General features: G+C 33.3%; 21 protein-coding genes. 17 read left to right on the forward strand and 4 right to left on the reverse strand.

Going from position 1 to position 23,982, the window contains the following annotated elements:
- Positions 1–5 precede the first annotated feature (5 nt).
- Positions 6–716, forward strand: a complete 711-nt coding sequence (locus PKK00_05430; GenBank protein ID HNW97833.1) for an ATP-binding cassette domain-containing protein — start codon at positions 6–8, stop codon at positions 714–716.
- Here PKK00_05430 and PKK00_05435 read toward each other — a convergent pair.
- Both PKK00_05435 and PKK00_05440 read right to left on the reverse strand, forming a co-directional pair.
- Positions 689–1,819: a glycosyltransferase gene (locus tag PKK00_05435; protein HNW97834.1), complete on the reverse strand. Its 1,131-nt coding sequence runs from the start codon at positions 1,817–1,819 to the stop codon at positions 689–691. The genes PKK00_05430 and PKK00_05435 overlap by 28 nt on opposite strands.
- Complete coding sequence (locus PKK00_05440) at positions 1,812–2,927, reverse strand: glycosyltransferase (GenBank protein ID HNW97835.1); 1,116 nt, start codon at positions 2,925–2,927, stop codon at positions 1,812–1,814. Before PKK00_05440 ends, PKK00_05435 begins: the two co-directional genes overlap by 8 nt.
- 65 nt (positions 2,928–2,992) lie before the next feature.
- Between PKK00_05440 and murB the strand changes: the two genes are divergently transcribed.
- The 9 genes from murB (at position 2,993) to PKK00_05485 (ending at position 15,938) form a co-directional block, all read left to right on the forward strand.
- Complete coding sequence (gene murB / locus PKK00_05445; GenBank protein HNW97836.1) at positions 2,993–4,012, forward strand: UDP-N-acetylmuramate dehydrogenase; 1,020 nt, start codon at positions 2,993–2,995, stop codon at positions 4,010–4,012.
- Positions 4,013–4,053: 41 nt separating this feature from the next.
- Entirely contained in the window at positions 4,054–5,952 is a 1,899-nt protein-coding gene (locus tag PKK00_05450) for a DUF3857 domain-containing protein (GenBank protein ID HNW97837.1), read from the forward strand.
- A 30-nt stretch (positions 5,953–5,982) separates the two neighbouring features.
- On the forward strand, positions 5,983–8,223 hold the full coding sequence (locus PKK00_05455) for a S8/S53 family peptidase (protein HNW97838.1): 2,241 nt from the start codon (positions 5,983–5,985) through the stop codon (positions 8,221–8,223).
- Positions 8,224–8,270: 47 nt separating this feature from the next.
- Positions 8,271–8,702, forward strand: coding sequence for a hypothetical protein (locus PKK00_05460; protein ID HNW97839.1), 432 nt, complete (start codon positions 8,271–8,273; stop codon positions 8,700–8,702).
- Between the two features lie 20 nt (positions 8,703–8,722).
- Positions 8,723–10,162: an RNase adapter RapZ gene (locus tag PKK00_05465; GenBank protein ID HNW97840.1), complete on the forward strand. Its 1,440-nt coding sequence runs from the start codon at positions 8,723–8,725 to the stop codon at positions 10,160–10,162.
- On the forward strand, positions 10,159–10,899 hold the full coding sequence (locus PKK00_05470) for a nucleotidyltransferase family protein (protein ID HNW97841.1): 741 nt from the start codon (positions 10,159–10,161) through the stop codon (positions 10,897–10,899). Before PKK00_05465 ends, PKK00_05470 begins: the two co-directional genes overlap by 4 nt.
- On the forward strand, positions 10,892–12,325 hold the full coding sequence (locus tag PKK00_05475; protein HNW97842.1) for a DUF6056 family protein: 1,434 nt from the start codon (positions 10,892–10,894) through the stop codon (positions 12,323–12,325). Before PKK00_05470 ends, PKK00_05475 begins: the two co-directional genes overlap by 8 nt.
- Complete coding sequence (locus PKK00_05480) at positions 12,322–15,156, forward strand: PD-(D/E)XK nuclease family protein (GenBank protein HNW97843.1); 2,835 nt, start codon at positions 12,322–12,324, stop codon at positions 15,154–15,156. The genes PKK00_05475 and PKK00_05480 overlap by 4 nt, the downstream gene beginning before the upstream one ends.
- An 86-nt stretch (positions 15,157–15,242) precedes the next feature.
- Entirely contained in the window at positions 15,243–15,938 is a 696-nt protein-coding gene (locus PKK00_05485) for an OmpA family protein (protein ID HNW97844.1), read from the forward strand.
- A 50-nt stretch (positions 15,939–15,988) separates the two neighbouring features.
- Here PKK00_05485 and PKK00_05490 read toward each other — a convergent pair whose 3' ends face one another.
- Complete coding sequence (locus PKK00_05490) at positions 15,989–17,389, reverse strand: DUF5723 family protein (protein HNW97845.1); 1,401 nt, start codon at positions 17,387–17,389, stop codon at positions 15,989–15,991.
- 531 nt (positions 17,390–17,920) lie between these two features.
- Between PKK00_05490 and PKK00_05495 the strand changes: the two genes are divergently transcribed.
- From PKK00_05495 to PKK00_05525, 7 genes are all read left to right on the forward strand, one after another.
- On the forward strand, positions 17,921–18,457 hold the full coding sequence (locus PKK00_05495) for an isoprenylcysteine carboxylmethyltransferase family protein (protein HNW97846.1): 537 nt from the start codon (positions 17,921–17,923) through the stop codon (positions 18,455–18,457).
- A gap of 81 nt (positions 18,458–18,538) precedes the next feature.
- On the forward strand, positions 18,539–19,000 hold the full coding sequence (locus PKK00_05500; GenBank protein HNW97847.1) for a hypothetical protein: 462 nt from the start codon (positions 18,539–18,541) through the stop codon (positions 18,998–19,000).
- A gap of 14 nt (positions 19,001–19,014) precedes the next feature.
- The gene (locus PKK00_05505) at positions 19,015–19,311 is read left to right on the forward strand and encodes a hypothetical protein (GenBank protein HNW97848.1); all 297 of its coding nucleotides are present in this window, start codon (positions 19,015–19,017) and stop codon (positions 19,309–19,311) included.
- 26 nt (positions 19,312–19,337) lie between these two features.
- Entirely contained in the window at positions 19,338–19,796 is a 459-nt protein-coding gene (locus PKK00_05510; protein HNW97849.1) for a hypothetical protein, read from the forward strand.
- A gap of 3 nt (positions 19,797–19,799) precedes the next feature.
- A complete protein-coding gene (locus PKK00_05515; protein HNW97850.1) occupies positions 19,800–20,492 on the forward strand; it encodes an aspartate/glutamate racemase family protein in 693 nt (230 codons plus the stop codon).
- A gap of 14 nt (positions 20,493–20,506) precedes the next feature.
- Positions 20,507–21,235, forward strand: coding sequence for a hypothetical protein (locus PKK00_05520; protein HNW97851.1), 729 nt, complete (start codon positions 20,507–20,509; stop codon positions 21,233–21,235).
- 455 nt (positions 21,236–21,690) lie between these two features.
- Positions 21,691–23,007 (forward strand): pyridoxal phosphate-dependent aminotransferase, encoded by a 1,317-nt coding sequence (locus PKK00_05525; protein ID HNW97852.1) that lies wholly within the window; start codon positions 21,691–21,693, stop codon positions 23,005–23,007.
- Here the strand turns inward: PKK00_05525 and PKK00_05530 are convergent.
- The gene (locus PKK00_05530; GenBank protein HNW97853.1) at positions 23,004–23,822 is read right to left on the reverse strand and encodes a hypothetical protein; all 819 of its coding nucleotides are present in this window, start codon (positions 23,820–23,822) and stop codon (positions 23,004–23,006) included. The genes PKK00_05525 and PKK00_05530 overlap by 4 nt on opposite strands.
- Positions 23,823–23,982 lie beyond the last annotated feature (160 nt).

The following is a 23,982-nucleotide window of genomic DNA, read 5'->3' on the forward strand; positions in this document are numbered from 1 at the left end:
TGCATATGGATACAAACGAAACAATAATATCATTAAATCACACATCTGTTTATCAAAAAAACATACTGATACTTTCTAATGTAAATCTCAGTATCAGTAAAGGCGAATTTGTTTATTTAATTGGTGAAACAGGGAGTGGCAAAAGCAGCCTACTAAAAATTCTATATGCCGATTTACCTTTATTTGAAGGCGAAGGCGTTATTGCAGGATTCAATCTAAAAGAAATAAAAAATAAAGATATTCCATTCTTAAGAAGGAAAATTGGTATCGTGTTCCAGGACTTCCAGCTTTTAATTGATCGCGATGTAAATGAAAATTTATTATTTGTTTTAAAAGCAACCGGTTGGACAGATACAGAAAAAATGCAATCCAAAATACAGGAAGTACTTAATAAAGTCGGGCTTGTAGCAAAAGGGCACAAAATGCCACATCAACTTTCAGGTGGCGAACAACAACGTGTTGTTATAGCAAGAGCATTATTGAACGACCCTGAAATTATTCTTGCCGATGAGCCTACTGGAAACCTCGATCCAAAAACTTCTGAAGATATTTTATCATTGCTTATTGAAATCAGTAAAGCCGGCAAAGCTGTGCTAATGGCCACACATGACTATTCGCTGTTCAATAAATTCCAGTCAAGAACATTGAAATGCGAAAATGGTTCTGTATTGGAAACGCATACCAGTCATCAGGGAAATAATATATCGACCAACTGATTGATATTATAATTTGTTGAATAGATGCTATCGTTCAGCAGTTTTTTTCTTTTTTCAATATCATTACGGGCAAATGGACGAGCAAAATAGTCGAGTACTGCTTTTTTCATTTCAACATTTCCATCACGAATAACGCATAATGATTCAAGACCTGTATCTTCTACCATCGGAGTATTTACAATACAATGCTTTCCTGTGTACAGAGCAGATAATAATTTTAATTTTATACCCGTAGCCTGAAATGTAGGAAGAATATTTATCTGCGCATCTTTTATCAACTTATAAATATCTGCGGTAGTTATTTCAGTTCTTAATGTGATATTGCTGTATTTCTCGGCCGCATGACGCAGCTCTTTGGATGGTTTATTACCAGCAATAATCAAGGGTACATCAATATCATTAAAAATTTCGTTTATAAGGAAAAGACCGGCTTCATTATTTTCACCGACCGAAAGGCTTCCATGATATAACACATAATTCCCAAGACCTTCCTCGATATTGACTTCATCGTTCGGATGAAAGGCTGATACAGAAATTACATTTTTATATTTTTTTGAAAAATATTCTTTATCGTGAAGTGAAATGGCAGCAATACCATCAGCATGTTCGAGAATTTTTTCGTAGCGGCTCAGCTTCTGTGCTTCATTAGAAAAATAATATCTTTTAAAAATATCCTTTTCCACTTTAGCCAGGTTCATGTAATAATCATGTTCAATATTATGCGTACGAACTATTCTTCTTTTCTTTCTGAGGCGTTTGTCATCAAGGTAATAACAGCTATGCAATCCTTCAAAAAGAATAGGGTTATCCGTTTTTGACAGGTTCCTTACCAGGTCTTCGGAGCTTCGTGTTACCACTATATACGGGCGTCTGCGAAAAAGATTGGTTTTAGACACATCTCGTTTATAATAAAAAACATTTTCGCAAAGACTTTCAAGCTCCATCGAACGCTTTCTCCCATATTCAAAACAATGTAGGTTTACTTTGATACCTGCTTTCTTAAAAGCAACAATTTTATAATAGATATCTATCACTCCACCATAGTTAGGAGGACAAGGAATATCAAAGGCAACAATATCAACTTTCTTTTTTTTACTATGCATACTTTTCAAAAACATTCTTCAACACTTTTTCTTCTAATTCCCAATTCAATTTATTTTTTGCAATATTACAATTTTCTTTATAACGTAAAAGTTTTTCTTTATTAACAAGCATTCCGTTTATCTTTTCCGCAATATGTTTCGGCTCATGATTTTCAATACATTCACCGATTTTATATTGTTCAATAATTTTTTTCACTTCAACAAGTGGTGATGCAAGCACCGGAACACCAGCATATATATAATCGAACAATTTATTAGGTAAACTGTATCGGTAATTTATATTTGTATTTTTATCAAGAGTTAAACCTAAATCAGCATGAACAGTGTATTGCACAAGCTTCTCCATTGGTTGACGCGGAATGAAAAATACTTTTTTCTCCAAATTTTTTTCATGTACCATTTGTTTTAATATATCAATTACATCACCTCCGCCAATGATATATAGTACGGCTTCATTTACATATTGCATTGCAAGAACTAATTCTTCAGCGCCCCTGTCGACATTGATACCAGAGCCTTGCAACAAAATAATATTTTTGTTTTCAATAATTCCTAAATCATTTTTTGATTTGAAATCAATATGCGCCTTTACTTCAGGAATATTTCTTACAACTTTTATTTCATTTCCATATTCATCATGGTACAATTTTGCAATGGAATCGTTAACAGTAATGATATCTGATAAATTAGGAAATATCCATTTCTCAATATGCTTCCAGAATTTTTTCACAAATGGTCTTCCTTCAAGTTCAGGAACACCGGTATAATATTCATGCGAATCGTAAACTAAACCTTTCTTTCTGATTTTTTTTACAAGATAATTCGGAAGTAAGGTATCCAGGTCATTTGATACAAGCAGGTCACATTTTTTAAACATTAAAAATAAAAATAAACGAAAATTGTATTCCGCATAAAATAAAAAACCTTTTTCAAACAAAAGGAACATTCGCTCAGTAGAGTATTCCCTGTGATTTAAAGGCAGACTTTTTCTTTGCTTACGTCCGACCAGTAATACATCAAACCCGAGTTTCGTTAATGTAATACAGGTACGGTTTACGCGCTTGTCGGTGCTTAAATCATTTATTACCGATACGATTGCTTTTTTCAATGCTGATAAAAAAATTATTTATTCTCTTACAAAACTATTAATTTTACAGCATATAAATTACAATTATGATTATTTTAGAGAATGTTTCATTAAAACCCTATAATACGTTTGGTATTGATGCAGAAGCGAGAGCTTTTGCAGAGCTGAATACATTACAGGATATTCAAACCTTTTTGAACACAGCCCGGTATAAAAGCAGGCAAAAGCTGATACTTGGTGGAGGCAGCAATATTCTTTTCACTAACGACTTTAACGGAGTAGTTGTAAAAATAAATACAAAAGGGATTATAAAAGTTAAAGAATCGGAACAAAATATTTGGCTGAATGTTCAGTCCGGTGTAGTGTGGAACGATTTTGTAAATTACTGTATTGAAAATAATTTCGGAGGAATAGAAAACCTCGCACTTATTCCCGGAAACGTTGGCAGTTGCCCGATTCAGAATATCGGAGCTTATGGTGTTGAAGTAAAAGACTGCATCGAATCGGTTGAAGTAATTGATATAAAAAGCTTGCAGATGTATGAAATTCCAAACAAAGATTGTAAGTTTGGATATAGAAGCAGCATTTTCAAAAATGAATTAAAAGGAAAAATAATCATCCTTTCGGTTACATTCAAACTTACCAAACAACATCATTTACATCTTGAATATGGCGCCATTCGTGAAGAGTTAAGCAGAACAGGAATCTCACAGCCTACGTTAAAAAATATTGCTGAAGCTGTGTGCAATATCCGAAACTGCAAATTACCCGATCCAAAAGATATTGGCAATTCGGGAAGTTTTTTTAAAAACCCCTCCATCACAGGAAAAGAATTCTTAAAATTAAAATCATCATATCCCGCAATCCCCTCCTATTCCCAAACTGACGGCACTTATAAAATCCCGGCAGGCTGGTTAATTGAGCAATGCGGTTGGAAAGGTTATCGTGAAGGCGATGCAGGTGTTCACGAAAAACAGGCATTAGTGCTGGTAAATTACGGTAATGCTTCAGGTAATGACATTTTACAACTTGCAAAAAAAATTCAAACCTCCGTAAAGGAAAAATTTTCTATAGAACTTGAAATCGAAGTGAATATCATTTCCTGATTTTTTTTATCTTTATGTTTCACAAAATTTATAACGCGCCTATGAAACAAATATTTCTAACTCTATTAATTTTTATTACATTATCAATAAATTTATTTTCGCAGGATTACACTGCATCACAGATTTCATCCAACATGAAAGAAGATGCTTCGGCTGTGATACGATATGATCAAACAGACATTATAATTGAATCGTCAGGGAAATTTAATGAGAAAAGAAAATCTGTTATAACCGTGCTGAATAAGAATGGAGATAATTATGCAGTATTCATGGAACCCTACGATAAATACAGCAAAATATCGGTTGCATATGCAAAGGTGATGAATGAGAACGGAGCAATTATAAAAGAAATTAAAAAAACGGATTTCAAAGATTACAGTTCTTATTCCGAATATACATTATACAGCGACAACAGGGTTATTTATTACAAGCCATTGGTAAATGAATATCCATATACTGTAGAATATGAATGGCTGGTAAAATATAGTTCCACAATGTATCTGCCAAAATGGATACCTCAAAGTTCACCTGATATTTCTGTCGAGAAATCCGTTTTTAATATTTCTACGCCAAAAGAAATGGCTTTCCGTTTCAAAGAATTTAATCTTACAAGAACAGCCGGAATCAATTACGAAAAAGATCAAGATACTTATTCATGGACTGTCGAAAATTTGCCTGCATTCGAAGCAGAACCTTATTCTACAAACCTTATTGAAATTTTACCGGCAGTATTTATCGCTCCCAATAAATTTGAACTGGAGAATTTTTCAGGCAGTATGGAATCGTGGGAAGATTTTGGAAAATGGATAAAAAAATTAAATACAGAGAAGCAAAACCTTGATGATTCAACAGTTGCTAAATTAAACAGGCAGGCAGGCAGTATTACAAATAAAAAAGAAATTGTAAAAACATTATACGAATATCTTCAATCAAAAACAAGGTATGTAAGTGTGCAGCTTGGCATTGGCGGATTTCAGCCTGTTGATGCGGCAACAGTAAAAAAGTTGGGCTATGGCGATTGCAAAGCTTTAAGTAATTATATGATTGCATTACTCAATGCTGTTGGAATAAAATCTTATTACACTTTGATCAAAGCAGGAAATAACAAGAATGTCATTCCCGATTTTCCGGGCTTACAATTTAACCATGTTATCGTTTGTGTTCCTATCGAGAAAGACACGATCTGGCTTGAATGTACTAATCAGCACAATCCTTTTGGTTATATAGGAGGGTTTACTGATAACAGGTATGCTCTGGTGATAAATGAGAACGGAGGAAATTTAGTTCATACAAAGCACTATTTGGAAAAAGATAATTCAAGCACCAGCACAGTATTAATAAAAGTTAATTCGGATGGAAATGCAGATGCTTCAATAAAATCAACAAGTTCAGGACTCAATTATTATTCCTGTGCTGATATGCTAACGCAAACTAAAGAGGAACAAAAAAAATCGCTTTACAATAATTTAAATATTTCCGATTTCGAAATCAATGATTTTAATCTTGAAAAAACATCGAACGATATTCCTACGGTAAAAGGAAATTATAATTTGCTTTTAAAACAATTTGCATCATTAAGTTCAACACGAATTACCATTCCATTAAATTATAAAAACTATAATGTTGAAATTCCTGAAAAGCTTAAGAAACGTAAATCTAAAATTGAAATTCAAAATTCATATTTCTATTCCGATACAATAACCTATGTTTTGCCTGATAGTTTTAAAGTTGAATTTAAACCGGCTGTTGTGGATCTAAGTATGCCTTTCGGTGATTTCACTACCCAGATAAAAGAGTTAAACTACAATGTAGTAAGATATATCAGGACACTCAAAATTTATGAAGGAAAATTTTCACCGGGTATTTATGAAGATTTTATTCAGTTTTTTAAATACATTGATATTTCAGATAAAAATAAATTTGTATTCATTCACAGATAAATTAATTTCAACATTTAAAAATCATCCATTATGGTAAACAGAATTTTTCTTTTCGTTATTTTATTTTTCTACATTCAGATTACCTTTTCACAAAATAATAATAACACATCCCGGTTATCTCCGCTGACCAGAAAATTTTTATCTGAATCGGAAAAAAATATTGATAAAAGTAATTATATCTTTAAAAAAATAAACGGGAAAAATTATTTAAGCGCTTTAATCAAAGTGAGTGATAATACGGATATTTCCAGGCTTTCAAAACTGGATATACTTATTGGCACAAAAGCCGGAAATATATGGACTGTTCAAATCCCACCCGAAAACCTTGAAGCATTTGCTTCGATAAAAGAAATAGAATACATTCAACTTGACGAACCGGTTTTCATTAACCTCGACAGCGCCCGTCATGATACGCATACCGACTCCGTACACCAGGGTATTCAATTACCACAGGCATACACCGGGAAAAATGTTGTAGTTGGTATCATTGATGCTGGTTTTGATTACACGCATCCTGCTTTCCTCGATACAAGCGGAAATAATTACCGCATTAAAAAAGTATGGGAACTTAAAGAAACAGGAACACCACCATCAGGATATACATACGGAAATGAAATAACTGATTCGGCTGCATTATTCAATGATGGCTATGATGTGAATACATTTTCACATGGTTCGCATGTTGCAGGAATAGCCGCAGGTTCGGGCTATGGCAGCAGTAGCGATAATAAAAAATACAGAGGCATTGCTTTTGAAAGCGATTTGATTTTTGTTGGAATCAGGCCGGAACAAAGCGAATGGACAAATACAGGTGCCAGCTCAATTATTGATGGAATAAATTATATTTTTGATTATGCAGAATCTGTCGGCAAGCCTGCTGTTGCCAATTTAAGCTGGGGCTGTACAGTTGGTCCGCATGATGGCACTTCATTATTCAGCCAGGCAGTTGATAATCTTACCGGAGAAGGAAAAATATTTGTTTGCGCTGCAGGAAATAACGGGGCAACAAATATTCACCTTGGAAAAAAATTCAGCGCTAATGATACCTTACTTAAAACGGTTGTAAGTTTTTCGACATACATGAGCGCCAAGAAAACATGGGTAGATGCATGGGGTGATGCATCAGAAAATTTCTGTTCAAAACTTACCTTATGTAATGGCGCAACCCCGGTAGATTCTACAGAGTTTATTTGTCTCGATAATAATATTCATAACATTATTCTTAAAGCTTCCACAGGCGATACTTGTTTTGCAACTATTACAACATCTGCATCTGACTTCAATGGAAAGCCAAGAATATTCTTTGATTTTTTTAATAAATCAGCTAACCGTATTCTTATTACAATAAAAGCAAACAGTGGAACGGTAAACATGTGGATGGGCTATGTTCTGGATTATACTGGCTACTATGGAAATTTTATTGCAGGCGGAATTACCGGCAGTGAAAATGGGAATAAAGATATGACCATAAGCGATTTTGCTTCTACACATTCAGCAATATCTGCTGCGGCATATGTTTCAAAAGTAAAATTCACCAATATCGACGGACAAATCAATACTTACACCGGTTATACTGAAGGGAACATTACATCTTTCTCGAGTCATGGACCTGCTGCTGACAGCCTTACAAAACCTGATATTGCAGCTCCCGGAATGACCATTGCTTCTTCAATTAATTCATTTGACACCAACTATGATGCAGGAGGTACTGACAGGGTTTATGTTGTTACCTGTTATAACGACACGGTAAATAGCCATAATTATTGTTATGCCGTTATGAGTGGTACTTCTATGGCATCGCCAATGACTTCAGGAATTATTGCATTGATGCTTGAAGCAAATCCTTCCCTTACTCCCGGTTTGGTAAAATATATTTTGCAGTCAACCGCAATCACTGATAGTTATACAGGGGTTATTCCTTCTGAAGGAAGTAGTATTTGGGGATATGGAAAAATAAATGCTTATGCAGCTGTAAAGAAATCATGGACCGATGTCAATGTAAATAATATTTCAAACACCGAACTGAATTACATGATATATCCGAATCCCAACAACGGGAACTTCAGTATTGATTATATTTCCAAAACGGATGAAGAAATAAATATTTCTATTATTGATATTCTTGGAAAAAATATTTTATCCGAAAACTGGAAAGTAAATACAGGCATTAATTCTGAAAGATTTAATTTTTCAGATGTAACAACAGGAATTTATTTCATTAAAATTTCTTCTTTAGAAGGAACATCCGTTTATAAAATGATCGTAAAATAATATAAATAATAAGAACACGTTGATTCTAAAATATAATTTATTTACCAATGAAAAAATATTTATTAATAATCTTTGGAATTACAATTCTATTTTCCTGTTCAAAAAAAGACAATGATTCATCCATCACCAGTTGCTCAAAAGATGCAAGTAATTATTCCGATACCAGTGGAATAACATTTAATATCACGAAAGAAACCTGGTTCCTTATTCGTTACGATGATGGCGGAGGCTCGGTAAATATGATGCTTGCAGGGAAAACCAACGGAGATAGTGCAAAAATCAGGACTTCGGGCGATGGAGTATTTACTTATCTTAAATTAAATATGGATACTGCAAAAAAATTTGATTCTAATATTGAAATTTCTTTTAGTTATGGTTCAGTTAATGAAAATGAATTTAATGAAAATACCAACATCATGGTATTTAAAGGAAATGACACACTTAATGTACCATTAGAAAGTTGTACTCTTAAATATTAATTTCAAACAATAAAGAAATCGTGGCAAATCAAGAAATTGAAAATAAATTATCCGAACTATTCAGAACATGGTCGGGAACTGATTTGAATACAATTACGGAGTTACCTTCGTCCGGTTCATACCGCCGTTATTACAGGATATGTAGCAAATCAACTTCTGTTATTGGCGCTTTTAATAACGATATCCGCGAAAATCAGGCTTTCTTCACTTTTACCAAACATTTTTTCAGGAACAAATTAAATGTCCCTGAAATATATAAAATAGCCGACGACCAGCAAATATATCTTTTACAGGATTTAGGGAACACCACACTTTTCGGATGGCTTACTGAAAAAAGAAAAGAAGAAAGTTTTTCATCATCAATCATTGAAACATATAAAAAAGTAATTTCTGCCCTGCCCCTTTTTCAAATCAAATATTCCAAAGACCTTGATTATTCTGTTTGTTACCCGCGTGCTATGTTTGATAAACAATCGATGCTTTGGGATTTAAGTTATTTCAAATATTATTTTCTGAAACTATCGCAAATTGCATTTGATGAACAAAAACTGGAAGATGATTTTCAAACTCTTTCGAATTATTTACTTCAAACCGATTGCAATAATTTTTTATACCGCGACTTCCAGTCCAGGAACATAATGCTTTTCAATAATACACCATACTTCATCGATTACCAGGGTGGAAGAAAAGGTGCATTGCAATACGATATAGCTTCGCTGCTTTATGATGCAAAAGCCGATATTCCACAGGAAACAAAAAATATGCTTCTCGATTTTTATATGGATACCGTTTCACAATATATTAATATCGACAGAAAAAAATTCAGTGAATTATATTATGGATACGTGTTGATTCGTATCATGCAGGCATTAGGAGCATATGGATTCCGTGGGTTTTACGAAAAGAAAGAACATTTCCTGCAAAGCATTCCATACGCATTAGATAATTTAAAATGGCTTTTAAATAACACTTCACTGCCAATAAATATTCCAACATTAAAAAATCTTCTTGAAAAACTTACGCTCTCTGAAAAGCTTTATAATCTTGGCAAACATGAAAATAAATTAACTGTAGCTATAAATAGTTTTTCATTTAAAAAAGGAATGCCTGATGATAATTCAGGCAATGGCGGTGGTTTTGTTTTCGATTGCAGAGCTTTGAATAATCCCGGCAGATACGACGAACTGAAACAACTCACGGGAAAAGACAAAGAAGTAATAGAGTTCCTTCAGCGCGAACCTGAGATTTACGAATTCATGAACCATGTATACGGCCTGGTTGATAAAACTATTGAAAATTATATTTCCAGGAAATTTTCTCATTTGATGATTAGTTTCGGATGTACAGGCGGGCAGCATCGTTCGGTGTTTTGCGCCAACATGCTTTATGAACATATTAATCAAAAGTTTAAAATTAAAACTACATTAACTCATCGGGAACTTAATAATATCAAAGCATGAAAGCAATGATATTCGCTGCCGGTCTTGGCACCCGTTTAAAGCCCATAACTGACAACATTCCAAAAGCGCTTGTCACGGTAAATGGGATTCCTTTACTTGAGCATGTCATTATTAAACTTGCTTCTTCAGGGTTCAATGAAATTATTGTTAACACTCATCATTTTCATGAGAAGATTATAAACTTCCTTCAAGAAAAAAAATATTTCGGAATTCAAATTAAAATCTCTGACGAAAGCGATAAGCTACTTGACACAGGTGGCGGACTAAAAAAAGCATCATGGTTCTTTAGCGATAACAAACCTTTCCTTGTTTATAACGTTGATGTTATTTCTGATATTGATTTGAATAACCTGTATTATTCACACATCTGTTCAAATGCCATTGCAACAATAGCTGTAAGAGAAAGACAAACACAACGATATTTTCTTTTCAATGAAAACATGAATTTGTGCGGATGGAAAAATACAAAAACAAACGAACAAATCATTTCAAGAAATTCTTCAGAGAAAATAATACCATTGGCATTTAGCGGCATTCATATTATCAATCCACAAATTTTTGAATTGATTACCGAACAAGGAAAATTTTCGATGACCGATGTTTATTTACGACTTTCAACTTATCGCGACATTAAAGGATACCTGCATAATTCCGGTTATTGGTTCGACCTCGGAAAACCTGAAACCATTAACGAAGTAGAGAATATTTTAAAACGTAACCATTCATTAAATGAATAAGATTATCGATAGACCATTATTCTGGATTCTGCTGCTTTGCCTGCTGTTATTGCCTTTTCTTATTCTTTCGTTTTACAGTCATCCTTCTGCCGATGATTATATAATTGCAGCAGTAATCAGGGAAAAAGGGATATACGAGCATTTCAAACAGGTGTATTTTGAATGGAGCGGAAGATATTTTTCAACAATTATCTCATTATTCTCGCCTCTTGTCTTCGGTTGGATTTTCGGATATAAAATAATCCCTTTTCTTCTTATCATTCTTTTTTATTTTAGCATCTGCTTCTTTTTTCGAAGTATTTTCCGTGAATCGTTAACACTAATAAAAACACATCTTATATCGCTTTTCATCATCATCCTTTTTTTTAACAAAATGCCTTCAACTGCTGAAGGGATATACTGGATCAGCTCCTCATTAAATTATTTTCTTTCTATTATTTTTATTTTATTTTTCTTCTCAATTATAATAAGAGTATGGAATAAGACCAATGTTAAAAATTCATCTAACATATTTCTTTGTCTGCTTCCTGTCATCATTATTGGCAGTAATGAAATAAGCATGATATTTATTGATGAAATTTTATTTACAATCATTATCACACAATTTATTTTGAAAAGAAAAATTAAACCCGTTATACTTATATCTGCTGGTTGTGCATTAATTGCAAGTCTATTTGAAATCAGTACACCCGGGAACTTTTTCAAAATGGATTCCTTCCCGGTACATTCCAATTTATTGCTTGCTTTAAAATTATCTTCCATTTCATTTTTAAAAATCGGTGGAACATATTTAAAAGACCCTGTATTTATTATTGGATCCATGTTATTTATTTCATTTCTGCCAACATTATACAAAAATGAGAACATTCAAAAGGTTATTATCTTTCCACCATACATTACAGTCCCTGTAAGTATTATAATTATCATCAGTCTTTATTTTATTGTTTCGTTCAGTACAGGGATGAATCCGGCTTTAAGAATACATAATGAAGTTGGTTTTATTTTTATTTTTATGTGGTTTTATAATATCATTGTCTTACATAATTATTTTTTCAAGCTGAATAAAATTGAAATGATCGAAGTACCTGATTTACTTATAAAACTTTTAAGTATAGGCGCCATAATCATTATCGTTTCTGATTTCAATAAGGAACCCGGAAAAGAGATTTCTCCCGAAGGAAATATTTTCCGTGCAGGCTATGATTTAATTATTAATGCGCAAACATATAATTCCGAACTTAATAAACGTGAAGCTTTAATTCAGGAATCCGTTGCGAAAAATATTAAATATCTCGAAGTGCCTGCATTAACTAAAATCCCTACAACAATACATTTTATTGATATTTCCGATAAAACATACGATTGGATAAATATTAGTACGGCAGAATATTTCGGGCTTGACTCAATAAAAATTTCAACACCATGACATTCATTGAAAAGCTCACCGAATATATTATTTCCAGTTATGAAGAACAACTGAAAGATATTTGCATAGTACTGCCTAACAGGCGTGCCGGGCTTTACCTTAAAAAACACATTCCGCTTAAACTAAAAAAAATAACTTTTGCCCCATCTGTTTTTTCTATAGAAGATTTTGTTTGCCATATTACAGGAATTAATATTGCTGATTCTTTATCATTGATTACTGAATTATTTCATGTTTATCAAAATATTGAAAAAGAAAAAGCGCAAAGCTTTGATGAATTTTTATACTGGGCACAGGTTCTGATAAGTGATTATAATGACTGCGATATAAACCTTGCCGACACGGTGCAGGTTTTTAAATTACTGAATGAAACCAAAGCCATCAGTCAATGGAACCTGGAGCAGCAACCCCTTACAGAACACGAAAAAGATTACCTGGATTTTTATAATTCATTAAGTAAATATTATCCTGAATTCATTTTACAGCTTCTGAATAAAAATATCGCTTACCAGGGGCTGATATATAAAAAAGCTGCCGAAAAAATTGAAACATACATAAGCGAAACAAAATTTCAAAAAATTATTTTCGCTGGATTTAACGCGCTCACTGCTTCGGAAGAAAAAATCATTAAAACGCTTACACAATCAGGAATAGCAGAAATACTTTGGGATTACGACAAATATTATTCTGAAAATAAAAATCATGAAGCGGGACATTTTTCCAGGAAATACAAGGAAGAATGGAACCTTAGCGAAATGAAATGGAATGAAGATCACTTTAGCGAATATCCCAAAAACATTCACATAACAGGTGTTCCATTGAGCATTGGCCAGGCAGAATATGCCGGACAGATCGTATCAGAAATGTCCGACTCCGAAATCAACTCCGAAAAAACAGCAATAGTCCTGGCTGACGAGAATTTACTTACTGCTGTATTATATTGCATCCCTGAAAAAGTAAAGCATCTAAATATCACTATGGGCTACCCGCTTGCAAATACAGCCGCTTATGCTTTATTTGAAAGTATTTTCAAACTTTTTATCAATGCTGAAAAATATAAAAGTTCTGAAAATTACAGGTACTATTATAAAGATATTTCTGATTTTCTGAATCATCCTTATAGCCGGAGTTTATTGAACACGAAAGAAAATCCGCATATTGCCGACCATCTTATTGAAACCTTTTATTCAGCAAATCGCAGCTTTTTCTCGCAGGAAAATATCAGGAAACTTTTAGTAAATACGAACCTTGATTTTATTTTCGAAATAGAAAACAATTTAATTTCTCACCTCAATGAAATATTGCTGAAGTTCATCAACGCTTTTCGCAAAAGTTTAGAAGATAACAAAACGCAAAACAGCGATATGGAAATGGAATATCTTTTTCATTTTGCTGTTATCATTAATAAGTTAAAAAATATTACAAATGAATCGGGTTATATCAATGAATTAAAAACCCTGCATTCACTTTTCAGTGAAATTTCATCAACTACAAATATCCCGTTTGTTGGCGAGCCGCTGAAAGGTTTGCAAATAATGGGAATGCTTGAAACGCGCACACTCGATTTTGAAAATATCATTTTACTTTCTGTAAACGAAAATATTCTTCCTGCCGGAAAACATACGAATACTTTCATACCTTTCGATATAAGAAATGCTATAGGACTAAGCAATTACAAACAGAAAGAATCCATATTCGCATACCATTTCTACAGGCTTATTCAACGTGCCAAAAATATACATATCCTGTATAATACTCAAAGCGATCATTTCGGAAGTGGCGAAAAAAGTCGTTTCATAACACAACTACTCGAAGAACTTCCAAAATATAACGATAAGTGTAAAATAACCGAACAGGTTCTTATAAATAACATTTCGCTTTCTGCACAACAACAACCTATCCTGATTCAAAAAACTTCTGAAATTATTGCAACACTTCAATCATATATAGAAAATGGAATTTCGCCTTCAGCGCTTAATTCATACATAAGCTGTCCCCTGAAATTTTATTTCAATTACGCTGAAAAAATTTCCGAAACCGATGATGTTGCTGAAACTATTGATGCAGCAACACTTGGAACGGTCATACACCATGTGCTGAAAAACCTGTTCCAGGATTTCATAAATAAAAATATTACTGTTGATGATATAAAGAAAATGCATGCGAATTCAGCAAAAGCATGCGAAGAAGCTTTTCGAATTTGTTATCCTGAAGGAGATATCAAATCAGGGAAAAATCTTTTAATTTCGAAAGTTGCGCTAAAGATCATTACTAATTTCCTTAATACAGAAAGTAGTTTTATTGACACACTGAATAATGCAAAGCAAAATCTTTTCATAAAACAATTAGAAGAAAAATTCAAAGCCAATGTGCCGGAAATAAACATTTCCGGAAAAATAATAAAAGCTGTACTTTCAGGGAACATTGACCGGATAGACCAAGCAGGAAATACCACAAGGATCATTGATTACAAAACCGGGAATATTAATAATAACGAATTAAAAGTTAAAGAATGGGACGACTTGCTTTCCAATTCCAAACTTTCAAAAAGCCTTCAGCTATTATGCTATGCCTATGTTTACATGAACAGCATCAATACCGACAAGATTTCGTTAGGAATTATTTCATTCAGGAATATCGATAAAGGATTTTTGCCTGTATCAATTCCGGATGCTGCTGACGGGCTTTTTAACAGAGAAGCGATGACCGAATTTGAAAATATTTTAACTGCTATTATCAGTAATATTCTAAATACTGAAACCCCGTTCATGCAAACCGAAGATTTGAAAACCTGCGTGAATTGTGTTTATTCGGGTATATGTAACCGATAATTACCTCAGCCCTTATTGCCTTTCAATAAAATTAAAATTGGTTTTCCCATTAAATTTTTCGTAACTTTACAATTAAATATTCTGTTATGAAAAACATTTTTTTTATTTTATTTTTATTTCTGTTCACATCAAACATATCAGGGCAAAACTCGCAAACCCTTACCCCTAGCGAAGCAGAAGTCCTGGTAAATGTTACAGTAACGAATTTTCAAAACGTGCCGCGTACGAACGAACTGATCATTTTTTCAGGGCAAACCAACAAGAAAATAATTTCCGACACTACCAATGCTTCAGGGAAATTTTCAATACTTCTTCCCAAAGGTGATACTTATCGAATCATTTACAAAGACTTTACCGACAGTACTGATTACAGCACTGTTGAAATTCCTTCTACACCCGGAAAATTCACTTCTGAAGTTACGATACAGGTTGAACCTGCAAAAACTTATACATTAAAAAATGTATTCTTTGATACAGGACTTGCAACTTTAAAACCTGAATCATATCAAGCGCTTAACGAACTGGTAGATATTCTGAAATTAAAACCTTCAATGGTTATTGAAATAGAAGGGCATACTGATAACACAGGAACAAAAGAAATAAATCAAAAGCTTTCACAAAGCCGCGCTGAGTCTGTTAGAAATTATTTGATAAAAAAAGGAATAGCTGCTTCTCGAGTAACAGCAGCCGGATACGGCGATACTTTACCTATTGCCGATAATTCAACCGATGAAGGCAAAGCAAAAAACAGAAGAACAGAAGTGAAAATCGTTAAAGAATAAAATAGGCAAAAGGAAATTCAGAAGTCGGAAGTTATACCAATTGATAGTTCCTACTTATACTTGCCAAAGCAAAATTTAATAAATCCGAGAGCAATTGAAACAGTAGGATTATCTTTTTTAACGAATGTAACTATATCGCGTGATGCAATTCCCATTTGCCATGAATTATCTTTCGACGAAATGGTAACTCCCATCGGAATTACAAAACCCGAATTTCCGCCTGTATAAAACCCTGCTGATAGCGTCAACATTTTAAAGAAACAAATTGATGCACCACCACCAATGATTGCTTTATCAAAACTACCTGCATTATCATTAACAGGAATATAGCAATCAGCGCCTATACTGGAGCGAAAACCAAACAGGTAATTAACACCAAAACGCATATTTGCAGGCAATCCTATGGTTTGTGATTGCTGTCCTTTCCAATTAAAAAGGCTGCTATCCTGGATTAATGCCTTGGTTTCTTTTATCATATTAAAATTCGAAAACCCATCAAAATTCACATTATTTATTAATGTATCCTTTGCCTGGTAAACATTGCCATCCCATTTTATTGAACCGATGTCGTTCAATGCAGCGCTTATTTTTAATTTTTTCTTTATCTCTATTGTTGCACCAAAGTCGAATCCAAAACCTGAACCCACCGTTTTCATAGCATTACCAGCAATTTCCGATGGTGTGCTGTTAGCATAATTTATTCCCATAAAAGGAGTCGTTGCTGAATAGCCAGTCAGTTGCTTGTTTTCAGCTTTAATATCAATGATACCATATCCTGCCAGGTATTTTATACCAATACCAGCATATAATGAAAATGTATTTGATGAAATTATTTTTTTCCCATAACCAACAACATATTCCCTGTACCATACTCCAGCTATTTTTGAACCGTCGGCTAATTCTCCAAATGTTTTTGGGACTTTTGCATAACCGGCGGTATCGGTACCATTTACCACCAATGAGTCGAAATAAGATGCATTGTAACCTTCGAAAACTATTTCAGCAAAATCTTTATTGAAGAACGTATTAAAGTTTGTACGTTCTCTAACAGTAAATCCAAGTCCGCCAAATTTTTCTTTTTGAAACGACAATGACAACCATGCCACATCAAGGTTTACAGAAAACTTATTACTGGCAAATTCTTCTGCTGCTGCAATTTTTTCTTCCGGGGTAAAACTTGTTTCATGATTAAAAATAAAGTCTTGTTTTATTTCTTTTTTCTGTAATGCATCGGAATATACTGAAGCGCCAATTTCGAGCAAGCTTACATGAAACACTGCCGAATCTCTTGTAAAACCAATGTTTGCAGGATTAATACCCAAACACTGGTAATCCGACAAATATGCCGTTGTCACACCCGAGCCCGAAGCGCTTACTGAACTTATTTCTTTCTGCGAATACGTTATTGTAGTTACCGCAAGACCGATAATTAGAGTAAGTATTTTTTTCATATTTTTTTAGTTATTAGTTTGGAGGTATTAGTAAATATTTTTCGTATATAATTTATTATAATGTTTGTTATACATTAAACCATTTACTTTTGTTTGTTGTTTATGGTTTGTGGAAGTTTTCTCCTATAACAATTTATACATTCAACTAAAACCAGCAGCTACAAACCTTCAACAATCAACTATTTTTTTTTACAAACCTACCTAATTTTTTAAAAATATACAAATACCTTATTTATTCACTTAAAAGAATCGCGATAAAAATTTTAAGTGAACTTGAAATTTATTTAAAATTATTTCAATAAATTAATATTAATCTTTAGTTTGTGCTAAAGCCCAATTTCATTGAGCTTTATTAACCCCGGCCTTAAGGTTGGGGTTATTGTGAAACCCAGACTTATCAAGGACTTTAGTCCTTACATAAAAAAATACCGAACTGTTGCTGAATATTTCTTGAATATTAAAAACAATATTCTTTCCCGGAATTATTTTTACATTTGATACATATCAAAATAAATTTTACCAGAAAAAAATATGAAAACATTTCGTCTAATTCTTGGGTATATAATAGGATTTTCAATGTTCTGTATTTTTATTCCCTATTTATTGATTGTTGGTTCAAATAATCCTTGGCCATTCCCTGAGCTGAATTTTATTCCAAATATTTATTTACGGTCAATAATAGCTTTCCCAATATTTTGTATTGGGTTGCTATTTGCAATATGGTCGAATATTTTTTTACTAACTAAAGGCGAAGGGGGACCTGTAGATGTTTTCAATGTTGCCATAAGCCCAAGGTCAATAAAATTAGTTGTTACCGGGCCATATAAATTTTCAAGGAACCCAATGGTATTTGGAGCGCTTTCAATTTATTTTTCTATTTCTGTATTTGTAAACTCATTATATGATATAATAATAATTTTATTGATCATTCCGTTAGCAATACTCTACTTAAAACTTACTGAAGAAAAAAGATTGATCAAGGATTTTGGAGAAGAATATTTATTATACCGGTCGAAAGTCCCGATGATTGTTCCATTTACAAAAATCAGAAAAAGAACAACCACATAAAATATTATCAACTCATTAAAAAAGTATTTTCATCTAACAAAAATATTTTATATTTGATTCTTAAACCAAATTAAAAAAACTATGGAAAACCAATACCCAAATTACCAGCAACAAGGCGCAATGCCATACAATTCAACATTAACCCCTGCCTCGTTAGAATATTTACGCGGCACTGCATCATGGATGAAATTCATGAGCATCTTAGGATTCATATTTTGTGGATTCATTGTAATTGTTGCGCTAATAGCCATGGGAACAGCCAGCACATTTGGCGGAATGTACGGAGCCGGATTAGGTGCAGGTGTTTTTATTGTGTATTTAATTATGGCTGTAATTATTCTTTTCCCCAATATTTTCTTATTTAATTATGCCCGTGGTATACAAAATTATTTCGCAACAAATAATGTTGGCGCTCTTGAGAATGCTTTCCAGATGCAGAAAAGATACTGGGTATATATGGGTGTATTAGCTATTATTTATCTTTCAATTATAGTTCTTGCATTGATAATAGCACTGGCTGCCGGAACAATGATGCGATACTAAAAATTAAATAAAAAATGTCAGGCACAGCAGCAGCTGCAATTGCAATAAAAATAAAAAAAATAGTTGCCCGTTTCAGGGAACTAAATGCGACAACACCAGATAATGCAGTATCAATAGAATCTGCAGGATTTCACAAAAGCAGAATATTCTCCAGGTTAATAAACCGAGGAGTTCTGGTTGAAACAAATCCTGATAAATTCTACCTTGATGAACTGGCATATCTAAAACAAAGACATAGAAGATTGATCATTCTTCTTTCACTTCTTATTATTGTTACTGTAATATTATTATTTACAAACAATTTTAAGTAAACTATTTTATCAGATAAAAGTGATCCATGACTATAAAAATTAAATTATTATTCCTTATCATATTCGTAGCATTTATTGCTTTTTCCTGTAAGCCGACAGAAAATTTCAAACAATTACAAACCACCTATATTCCCGATGCCATTTCGGGATTATATATTGGGATGCCATTGGATGAATTGAAAGATTTACGCGGAGCTCACAAATTATCATTTACACAGAAAAAAGAATTATCCATTTTTAAGGAAGAATATTCTAAAGACAGCATTAACATCATCCAATATCAATTCGACAAAAAGAATAAATTATGCGAGATCATCATTGAATATTACAGCGATTACAATGTATATAAAAAATTAAAGGCAAGTCTGGGCGAGCCCAATTTTGGCAATCAATGGCTTATCACACTGGATGAAAAATTTAAACTGCGGATTTGGGGATATGCCAACAGCTTGTGTATTGCCAATGACAAACAATTTAAAGAATAAATTATGAGAACTATCGGGTTACTCGGAGGAACAAGTTGGGAATCGACTCTGGAATATTACAGGATAATAAATAAAGAAGTTAGTCAAAGGTTAGGTAAATTGCATTCGGCAAAAATTGCAATGTATTCTATCGATTTTCAGGAAATGCAATCGTTTGTTGAGAAAAACGATTTCAAAGCCATGCTCGATTTTTTAATTGCAGCAGCAAAAAAAGTTGAAGCTGCCGGTGCGGAATGCTTGCTAATATGTGCAAACACGCCCCATATTTTTGCTGACGAAATTCATCAAAGCATTTCAATTCCTTTAATACACATTGCTGATGTAACTGCAAAAAAGATCAAAGAAAAAGGATTTACAAAAGCAGGACTGCTGGGAACAAAACTAACCATGGAGTTGCCTTTTTACACAGAAAGACTTAAAAATAATTTCAATATTGATGTAATTGTTCCACCTGAAAATGTTAGGAGTTATATTCATCAAACTATCATTGGCGATTTCTTTGCCGGCAGGTTTACAGAAGAAACAAAAAAGAATTATCTTTCTATAATGAACGATTTAAAAACCCGGGGCGCTGAATGCATTATTCTTGGATGTACCGAAATTCCGTTACTTGTACAGCAATCCGACACGGATATTCCATTATTTGACACACTTGACATTCATGCAAAAGCAGCTGTTGACTTTGCTTTGCAATAATATAATTTCATTTAATGAAACAAAAAGATTTATTTTTCAGTTTACTTGTAGTAATAATTCTTCTTCCATTTTTACCATTGCCAATATTTGCAGGTTTTCAGAAATCATTTCTTTATAACGAAGAATATTGGTTTCTCACCAGCTTTATAAAATTTGCTTTACTTGCCACTCTTGGTGAAGTTATAGGGCTGCGTATAAAAACAGGAAATTATAATGCTCCCGGTTTTGGAATCATGCCACGTGCTGTTGTTTGGGGATTTTTAGGCATCTCCATCAAAATGGCCTTTGTTGTTTTTGGTGCAGGTGTTCCTATATTTCTCGAAAAAAGTTGCGGATTACAACATGCTATTGATTCAATGAAATTAAAAGATTTTTTTGATGCTTCTGATAACGGACTTGGCGGAATTCGACTGCTCACTGCATTTTCAATAAGCGCATTAATGAATATTATTTTCGCACCGGTAATGATGACCTTCCATAAAATCACTGACACACATATCACCAGTAACGGAGGCACTATCAGAGGATTTTTCAAACCCATTCCATTTGGAAAAATATTTCCTTCAATAAACTGGTTAGTTCAATGGGATTTTGTTTTCAAACGTACCATACCATTTTTCTGGATACCTGCACACACTGTCACTTTCCTAATGCCCAACGAATACAGGGTGGCATTTGCAGCAATACTGGGTATTGCCCTGGGAATCATTCTTTCAATTGCAAGTATGAAAGGGAAGAAATAATAATGAATCACTGATGTTATGCAAAATCATAATTTGTATCGAAACAACATTATTTTATTATATGTCCCGTTAGGGACAATAGCCTGGTAAAAAAGACACAACTCACTTCTTATTGTACCGTAGGTACTACACTTTCATGATTATATAGCTTTCAAGTATGTTCGGCTATTTGGGTTATGCCTACCTGCCTCGTCGGCCCCTTACCATCGAAGCGGGCAAGGCGGGCGGCATATACTCTTAAAATCCTTATTAATACAGTTTTTAAAATTTTATTTTGAGTTTTGCGTATCATCAATGAATCAGTTAAAAATTAAAAATTATTTTCAGTTTGACTTTCCTGTTTTTCTGAAATTCATCATTCCCTGAAATATTTTTTTCAGGATTCCTTCATATCACAAAAAAAAAATATATTTTTATCACCTCAAATAAAGTATAATATATAAAATATAAATATCATGAAAGATACTCCTATTAACTACGAAGTGGTAAAGAGGAAAATAGCAGAAAGCAAAATCCCCAATATTGGTAAAGCAACAATACGCGAAATAAAAAAATTAATCAATGAAATTGAAAAGGAAACCGGTTCAAAATATATCCGTATGGAAATGGGCGTGCCGGGACTTCCGCCTGCACAAGTAGGCACTGATGCAGAAATCGAAGCATTAAAGAAAGGTGTCGGTGCTATTTATCCTGAAATTGACGGACTGCCCGAATTAAAATCGGAAGCAGCACGTTTTGTAAAAATGTTTCTTGATATTGACATTAAACCCGAAAACGCTATCCCTACGGTAGGTTCAGCACAGGGCGGTTATGCAGCATTCATGACCGTTAACCGTATGTACAAAGAAAAAGATACCACACTTTTTCTCGACCCGTGTTTTCCTGTTCACAAGCAACAGCACCATGTGATTGGTACCAAGTATGAAGCTTTTGACGTATATAATTACAGAGGCGATAAACTCCGTGATAAGATAGAATCATATTTAAAAAAAGGAAATATAGCAAGTATGATTTATTCCAATCCTAACAATCCTTCATGGATTTGCTTTACGGACAAGGAACTTAAGATCATTGCCGAACTTGCCGATAAATATAATGTTGTAGTAATGGAAGACCTTGCCTATTTTGCAATGGATTTCCGGAAAGATTATTCAAAACCCGGAGTTGCTCCATTTCAGCCAACGGTAGCAAAATACACCGATAATTATATTTTATTTATTTCCAGTTCCAAAGCATTCAGCTATGCAGGGCAGCGAATAGGACTGATGATTATTTCGCCCAAACTTTTTAATACAACAGCTCCCGACCTTAAAAGATATTACAACTCCGATTTATTTGGACGTGCAATGATTTTTGGAACTGTATATTCATTAAGCGCCGGCACTTCACATAGCGCCCAGTATGCGCTTACAGCAATACTTAAAGCTGCTAACGATGGCAAATTTGATTTTATTCATGATGTAAAAGAATACGGTGAGAAAGCTAAAATTATGAAAAAAATGTTCACCGATAATGGCTTCAAGATAGTGTATGATATGGACGAGAACGAACCTATTGCTGATGGTTTTTATTTCACGTTTTCATATCCGGGATTTACCGGCGAACAATTACTCGAAGAACTTATTTATTACGGCATAAGCGCAATTTCACTGGCAATTACCGGCAGCGAAAAACTGGAAGGGATGCGTGCATGCGTTTCGTTAGTAAACAGGAATCAATTTCCCGATTTAGAAAACAGGCTGAAAAAATTCCACGAAAATCATAAATATTAATTATTGATCATCGGTTCTGATTTTGCCTTCTTGTTAAAACAATATGCTATAACTATTGAAGGAGTAATCTTTGATGTGAAATATTTTCTGATTTTGTAAGTTTCATCAGAAGTTGATAATGTTGGTGAAAGAGGATCGTTTTGATAATTCAAATGTTCACCATGCCATTCCAGATTTCGTGTAAGATGCTGTATCTGGTAATTAAAATCTATTCCGAAAGAAAAATGTTTTAAAATAGTAGTATTTATTTCAGCAAAGCTTCCAATTCCATATCCTAAAGTACCTTTATATGTACCGGTACAATTTGTTCTATATTGTAATACCTGGTCATCATAACTTTTTACATCTCTTGTGATTTCTCCTTTAGGTAAAATGGTAAGAGGAACATAAACGCCAAAAGAAAAAACAAACTTTTTCAAAGAAACCCGGTCACCAATACCTAAATTAAAATTATAATATTTTTGTTTCTCCGTTTGCTCATAGTTATAAGTACTTGTACTTGGAACAGAATTATCAGTATACAAATCATTTTCTTTATACAATTTATTTAAACTGGCATAATTAAAATTCAGGCGAATTAAAAACGACTTTGCTTCAAAGTATTTTTCACTAAATATCCCTATAGTAATTGAATCATTTCTCGATTCAATTACATCATGATAAAACCAGGAATTATTATTAGAATTATCAAATACATCATCCAGGTAATACTCTGAATTGAATGGTGTGAACTGTAAACCTATTTTAAAATTCTGACCAATAGCGAAGAATGATGCTATAGAAAAGGCAAAAGCCAATAAAATATTTTTTCTCATAAGGATTATTTTTTTAATTTATATAATAGCAAACAAAACAACGATTATTTTGCAATATTATTACATTAAAATAATTATTGCTATACCTTTTATAACAAATATTTTTTTTTGGAGTTTCCTCAAAAATTTCAAACAGGGAACAAAGAAAGCTGAAAATCGT

The sequence above is a fragment of the Bacteroidales bacterium genome (assembly GCA_035353855.1).
GTDB lineage: Bacteria > Bacteroidota > Bacteroidia > Bacteroidales > CG2-30-32-10 > DAOQAK01.